This is a genomic window from Bradyrhizobium sp. (assembly GCF_049586575.1).
Taxonomy (GTDB): domain Bacteria; phylum Pseudomonadota; class Alphaproteobacteria; order Rhizobiales; family Xanthobacteraceae; genus Bradyrhizobium.
In genome coordinates this window covers 1-5,606 of sequence record NZ_JBAVCF010000160.1, presented here as the reverse complement: position 1 = coordinate 5,606, position 5,606 = coordinate 1, and the positions used below count along the sequence as shown (strand labels likewise).

Below are 5,606 nucleotides of genomic sequence, written 5' to 3'. Positions count from 1 at the left end.
CCGTCGATCGTCCCGACCTCGTGCGCGGCGTGGTGATGGTCGCCGCCGCAGCCAAGACCTATCCGACCGGGTTCGACGGCGCGAAGGAATTGTCGGAAGCGGTGCGAAAATCGGGCGATTTCGCGCTGCCGGCTAACGAGCGGCTGGGATATCTGCGGTTGGCCTTCTTTGCTCCGAATAGCGACGCAAATATTTGGCTTCAGGGTTGGCATCCAGCCGCAGACGAAGTGCAACTGGCCGCCGGCCGCGCCACCAAACAGTCCGAGTGGTGGTCGGGCGGTACAGTGCCGTTGCTCGACCTTCAGGGTGAACTTGATCCTTTCAAGCCTCGCGCCATGTCAAACGAGATGCGCGAGGAATTCGGCGAGCGTGTCTCGGTCGTGGTGATACCAAACGCCAGCCATGCCCTGCTGCCGGAGCAGCCGGATGCGGTCGCCGGCGCGATCCTCAGCTGGATCGCCAAACTGCCGCGGTAAAGCTTCACGCGCTCGCGGCGTCAGGCGGCGGCTGTCTTGAATTCGGCCGTAGCAGGCAAAGTGCTGCCAGTGCCGAGAGGCAGAGTGCGGCGGAGACGATCAGGACCTTGATTCCGATCAGGTCGATCAGGAGCCCGAATGCCAGCGGAGCCATGGCCTGAGCCATGCGCGCCGGTGCGCCGATCAGGCCGAGGCGATAGCCGTAGTCCTTGGGACCGAAGATCGCCAGCGGAAGCGTGCCGCGCGCAATCGTCAGGATCCCATTGCCGAGGCCGAAGAAGATCGCGAATGCGCCAGCCGCCGGGCCTCCAACGACGGCAAAGATCGCCGCGCCAATCGGGTGGGTGAGGCAGGCAAGGCGCGTTGAGACCAGCGGATGATAGCGGCTCAGAAGACTTGCTTCGAGGATGCGCGCAAACACCTGCGCGGGGCCAAACAGCGCGCCGGCCGCTACCGCCTGCACGACCGTGGCGCCGCCGGTCTCAAGGATGCGCGGCATGTGCGCGGCCATCGCGCCGGTCACGGACCACCCCGCAGCAAAAGCGAAGGCCAGAAGGATCATGGTGCGATCGATCGGGATGTGAGGCTTGACCGCGTTGACGGCGGCCGCCTTTGCCCCGGCAACCGAAGGCAACATGAAGAAGTTGATCGGCAGGCCGATCAGGATATGCGCCGCCGCCCACGCAAAACAGGTGTTGCGCCAGCCGATATGGTCGAGCCCGAGCGCCGTCAGCGGCCATCCGACGGTGGAGGCGAAACCGGCCATCAACGTGATGCCGGTGATCGGGCCGCGTGCGGCATTGCCATAGATGCGCCCGAGCGCGGCGAAGGCCGCGTCGTAAAGGCCATATCCCATGCCGATGCCGAGCAGGATCCATGCCGTGATCAGCAACGGAATCGAGCCGGTGATGCCAAGCAACACCAGACCCGCCGCGATCGTGAGGTTGGAGGTGCACAGCACAGGCCGGCCGCCAAACAGGTCGATCTGCCGGCCGATGCGGGGACCAAGCAGCGCCGAGATCACCAGCGCCGCCGAGAACGCCGCAAAAATCCAGTTGGCGGACATGCCGAGATCGCGCCCGATCGGATCGGCGAGGATCGCGGGCAGGTAGTAGCTCGAGGCCCACGCCAGCGTCTGCGTGGTGCCGAGCGCCAGAATGATCGGAAGTCGGCGACCGCTCATACCTCAGTCGCCATGTTGTGCCGGCCTCACTTGCATCCGCATCCCGTCTTGCCCTCCTGGCGGGCATTTGCATCGACCAGGCAACAGGCGTCAACGTCCGATGGCGCAGGGCCACCACAGCATTTATTCGCATCCAGTCCGGTCGATCGATTGCAGACGCCCGTCTCCGGCAGTTCAAGTTCTACCCGGTCCGCAGCCTCCCGATCGCCGGCGATATCGGCGGCAATCGAACGAACCTGTTCATATCCTGTGATCATGAGAAAAGTAGGCGCGCGTCCGTAGGATTTTATGCCAGCGAAATAGAATCCCGGCTCGGCTTGCGCCAGTTCGCGCGCCCCATGCGGCCGGACCGTGCCGCAACTGTGCTCATTCGGATCGATCAGCGGCGCCAGCGCCACCGGGCATTCGATGGTCGGATCAAGCTGAATGCGAAGCTCGCGTACAAAATCCAGATTTGGCCGAAAACCGGTTGCCACAACGAGTTCGTCCACGACCACCTGACGGCCGCAGCAGGCTCCGCCCGCGCCGACCGTCAGGCGCGAACCGGCGGCGGTGAGATGCGAAACGCGAAATTCAGTTTCGACGTTTACCTGACCGGACGCAACCAAGGCGGCGAAGGAAGCGCCAAGTTCACCTCGGGCGACAAGTTTGTCGTTCGCGCCGCCGCCGAAAGCCTTTGACGGGTCGCTGCCGCGCAACAACCATATTGGCGTGGTCTCCGGCATTTGAGCCGCAAGGCGCGCCAGATCGGTGAGGGTGCCGATCGCCGAATGTCCTGCGCCCAGCACAGCAACCGTCTTGCCGGCGTAGCGTGCGCGATCCTTTCCCAGCACATCAGGCATCCCGTACGCGATCTTATCGGCTGCTTGCGTCTCGCCGATGGCAAGCAGGCCGTTGGCCGCGGCCGGATTTGGAGACTGCCAGGTGCCGGAAGCGTCGATCACGGCATCCGCATGCATCACTCGGGGGCCTTGCCCGTTTTGATAGCGAATCTCGAATGGCGCTGCTTCCCGGCCTCGGGTTTTGAGTCTGTCGAATCCGACGCGGCTGATGTCGGTGACGCGGCTGGAAGTGCGGATGTGAGGCGCCAAAGCGGTCTTGGTGGCGAGCGGTTCAAGATAGCGTTCGACCAACTCGGCGCCAGTTGGATATCGATCGGGCTCGGGCGAGTTCCAGCCGGCCGGTTCCAACAAGCGGGCAGCTGCGCGATCGATATTGTATTCCCAGGGCGAAAATAGTTGGACGTGACCCCATTGGCGCACCGAGTGCGCCACGCCCGCGCCTGCTTCAAATACGATGGGGCGAAATCCCCGCTCCAGAACATGCGCGGCCGCGGCGAGGCCGACCGGGCCGGCTCCGATGATTGCTACCGTCTTGGTTTCGGCCATCGTATCCTCCTATGATTCCAGAAATATCGAATTTATAGCCATACAACGGCTACGCCGCCTTGTTATCGTTATCCTCGGCGGCATCGGCGCAGCATTCGGCGGCCAGAAAATCCACCAGCCCTCGCATCACCTCGTAGTTCGCGTGACACACCAGAGTGGTTGAATCCCGCACCTGGTTGACGAGGCCAACCACGACAAGCGTCTTGATGTGATGCGACAGCGTTGAAGGCGCGATTTTCAGCTTGTCCTGCAGGCGGCCGACGGCAAGTCCCGCATCTCCGGCTCGAACAAGCGTACGATAGATCTTGAGCCGGGTAGGGTTGCCCAAGGCTTCGAGATGTGCGGCGGCGTCATCCAGTTTCATGCGAACAATTTGTCGGGTCTCAGCCAAGCTGTCAATTGATAGTTCCAGAATTATCGAAATATGCACCTTCTCCGGCTTCACTCGAGCTCGTCCGGCTGGCGAGTCAGCGGGTGCCATAAGAGAGCTCGGACAATAAGTGGAATCCCAATGATCGCCGGCAATAGCCAATACGTCACCGGCGGGAGTTCTTTCCAGATCGGCAGATTCTTGCCGTTGTCGACGTAGAACGCAATCAGCAGCAAAACATAAGATGTTGGCATGCCAACGATGTGCAGTCTGATCCAATGGCGCCAACGATGCCGTCTCGCCTCGCGCCCGAAATAAGCCGCGGCAAATGACAATGCTCCCAGGATAAACAGGTGGTAGTCCTGAGCCCAACGCACGGCGGCCAAGCCGGTCATGGTCAGGAACACCCCGGCCAGACACCAAAAGTAGATTGTCCCATTGCGGGGATGGCGACCTGAGCGTTTCTCGCTCAGCATCGCAATTGCGCCGGTGATGACGCAGGTGAGCCCCAGCAGGACGTGAATCCCTACAACGGTCAGAAACACCGGACTGGTGGAGGGGATTTCGATCCCGGCTATGACGGTTGCGTCCACGTTATTTCTCGCCCCGCGCGGCAGCCTTCGATGTTAGAGGTTCTCGCCAGCGTTAGCCGAAAGATGTGGCGAGGGGTTGCTGACCGGGTTGACAAGAGAACATATATCGATAAATCTGGATATATGGAATCAGAAGATGTCGTTCTGGCGCTGGCTGCACTTGCGCAATCGACCCGCCTCGAAGTGTTTCGCCTGCTGGTCAAGCACGAGCCGGAGGGGCTTGCAGCCGGTGACATCGCGCGGGCGCTTGCGGTGCCGCAAAATACGATGTCGTCGCATCTCTCGGTGCTGTCGCGTGCGCGCCTTGTATCTGCCGAGCGCTCCGGCCGCTCGATCGTTTATCGGGCGGAGCTTTCGCAATTTCGAGCGGTCATGCTGTTCATGCTGAGGGATTGTTGCGAAGGCCGTCCAGAGGTCTGCGCGCCGTTAATCGAAGATCTCGCGCCATGTTGTTTGCCTAAGCCGAGGAAGAAAGCCCATGTCTGAGAAAGCACATGTCTGACCGGGTCTACAACGTTCTGTTCCTGTGCACGGGTAACAGCGCTCGTTCGATTCTCGCCGAGGCAATCCTGCGCAAAGACGGACGCGGAAATTTTCGTGTCTTCTCCGCCGGTAGCCAGCCGAAGGGAGCGGTAAATCCCTTCGCGATCCGCGTGTTGCAAACGCTCGATTATCCGTCAGAAGACCTGCGCTCGAAGAGTTGGCAAGAGTTTGCTGTACCGGGGGCGCCAGCGATGGATTTCGTTTTCACGGTTTGCGACAATGCCGCTGGCGAGTCTTGTCCGGTCTGGCCTGGGCAGCCGATGTCAGCGCACTGGGGCATTCAAGACCCGGCGGAAGTGAGTGGCACCGACATCGAAAAGGAAGCGGCCTTCGTTGCTGCCTTCCGTTATCTCAAGAATCGAATTGCACTCTTCACCAGCTTGCCGTTGCGAAGCATCGACCGCCTCGCGCTTGGCACGAAGCTGCGTGAGATCGGCCGTATTGCGGGAGCGACCTCAGGCGAAGAGAAGGCGAGCTGATGTCGGATTTTGATCTACGGCGCCGGCTGGCCGCGGAGGCGCTTGGCACCATGTTTCTGGTCGCCACCGTCGTCGGCTCCGGCATCATGGCCGAAAACCTCACCAAGGACGTCGCGCTCGCGCTTCTCGGCAACACACTCCCGACAGGAGCGATCCTGATCGTGTTGATCGCGATTCTGGGGCCGATTTCAGGCGCGCACTTCAATCCGGCCGTCACCATGGTCTTCACGCTCAAGCGCGAACTTACCTCCGGCGAGGCATTGGGTTACGTCGTGGCGCAGATCATGGGTGGCATCGCCGGGACTTTCATGGCGCACGCGATGTTCGCACTGCCGCTGTGGGAAGCCTCGCTGAAGGTACGGAGTGGCGGCCCGCAATGGCTGGCGGAAGGCATCGCAGCCTTCGGCCTCGTTGCGACCATTCTGGCGGGGCTGAAGTTCAACCGGCCGGCGATCCCCTGGCTGGTCGGCCTCTACATCACCGCGGCTTACTGGTTTACGTCTTCGACCTCGTTTGCGAATCCCGCCGTCGCTATCGCAAGGTCGCTGACGAACACGTTTTCAGGCATCCGGCC

At 61.6% G+C, this 5,606-nt stretch carries 8 protein-coding genes; 4 read left to right on the top strand and 4 right to left on the bottom strand.

Annotated elements, in window-relative coordinates; all coding sequences use genetic code 11:
• Nucleotides 1–476 (top strand): alpha/beta fold hydrolase (locus WB528_RS06045; RefSeq protein WP_423887518.1); only part of this gene is annotated, 476 nt, incomplete at its 5' end.
• A 4-nt stretch (nt 477–480) separates the two neighbouring features.
• Here WB528_RS06045 and WB528_RS06040 read toward each other — a convergent pair.
• From WB528_RS06040 to WB528_RS06025, 4 genes are all read right to left on the bottom strand, one after another.
• A complete protein-coding gene (locus WB528_RS06040) occupies nt 481–1,659 on the bottom strand; it encodes an MFS transporter (RefSeq protein ID WP_423887517.1) in 1,179 nt (392 codons plus the stop codon).
• 26 nt (nt 1,660–1,685) lie between these two features.
• Nucleotides 1,686–3,047, bottom strand: a complete 1,362-nt coding sequence (locus WB528_RS06035) for an NAD(P)-binding domain-containing protein (RefSeq protein ID WP_423887516.1) — start codon at nt 3,045–3,047, stop codon at nt 1,686–1,688.
• A gap of 49 nt (nt 3,048–3,096) precedes the next feature.
• Entirely contained in the window at nt 3,097–3,411 is a 315-nt protein-coding gene (locus tag WB528_RS06030; RefSeq protein WP_423887519.1) for an ArsR/SmtB family transcription factor, read from the bottom strand.
• Between the two features lie 77 nt (nt 3,412–3,488).
• The gene (locus WB528_RS06025; RefSeq protein WP_423887515.1) at nt 3,489–4,010 is read right to left on the bottom strand and encodes a hypothetical protein; all 522 of its coding nucleotides are present in this window, start codon (nt 4,008–4,010) and stop codon (nt 3,489–3,491) included.
• Between the two features lie 123 nt (nt 4,011–4,133).
• Here WB528_RS06025 and WB528_RS06020 point away from each other — a divergent pair, with 123 nt between their 5' ends.
• From WB528_RS06020 to WB528_RS06010, 3 genes are all read left to right on the top strand, one after another.
• Complete coding sequence (locus WB528_RS06020) at nt 4,134–4,496, top strand: ArsR/SmtB family transcription factor (RefSeq protein ID WP_423887514.1); 363 nt, start codon at nt 4,134–4,136, stop codon at nt 4,494–4,496.
• An 8-nt stretch (nt 4,497–4,504) separates the two neighbouring features.
• Nucleotides 4,505–5,032 carry an arsenate reductase ArsC gene (locus WB528_RS06015; RefSeq protein ID WP_423887513.1) on the top strand — a complete coding sequence of 176 codons (528 nt, stop codon included), beginning with the start codon at nt 4,505–4,507 and terminating at the stop codon, nt 5,030–5,032.
• Nucleotides 5,032–5,606, top strand: a 575-nt coding sequence (locus WB528_RS06010; protein WP_423887512.1) for an aquaporin, incomplete at its 3' end; no start/stop codon positions are given. The genes WB528_RS06015 and WB528_RS06010, both read left to right, overlap by 1 nt.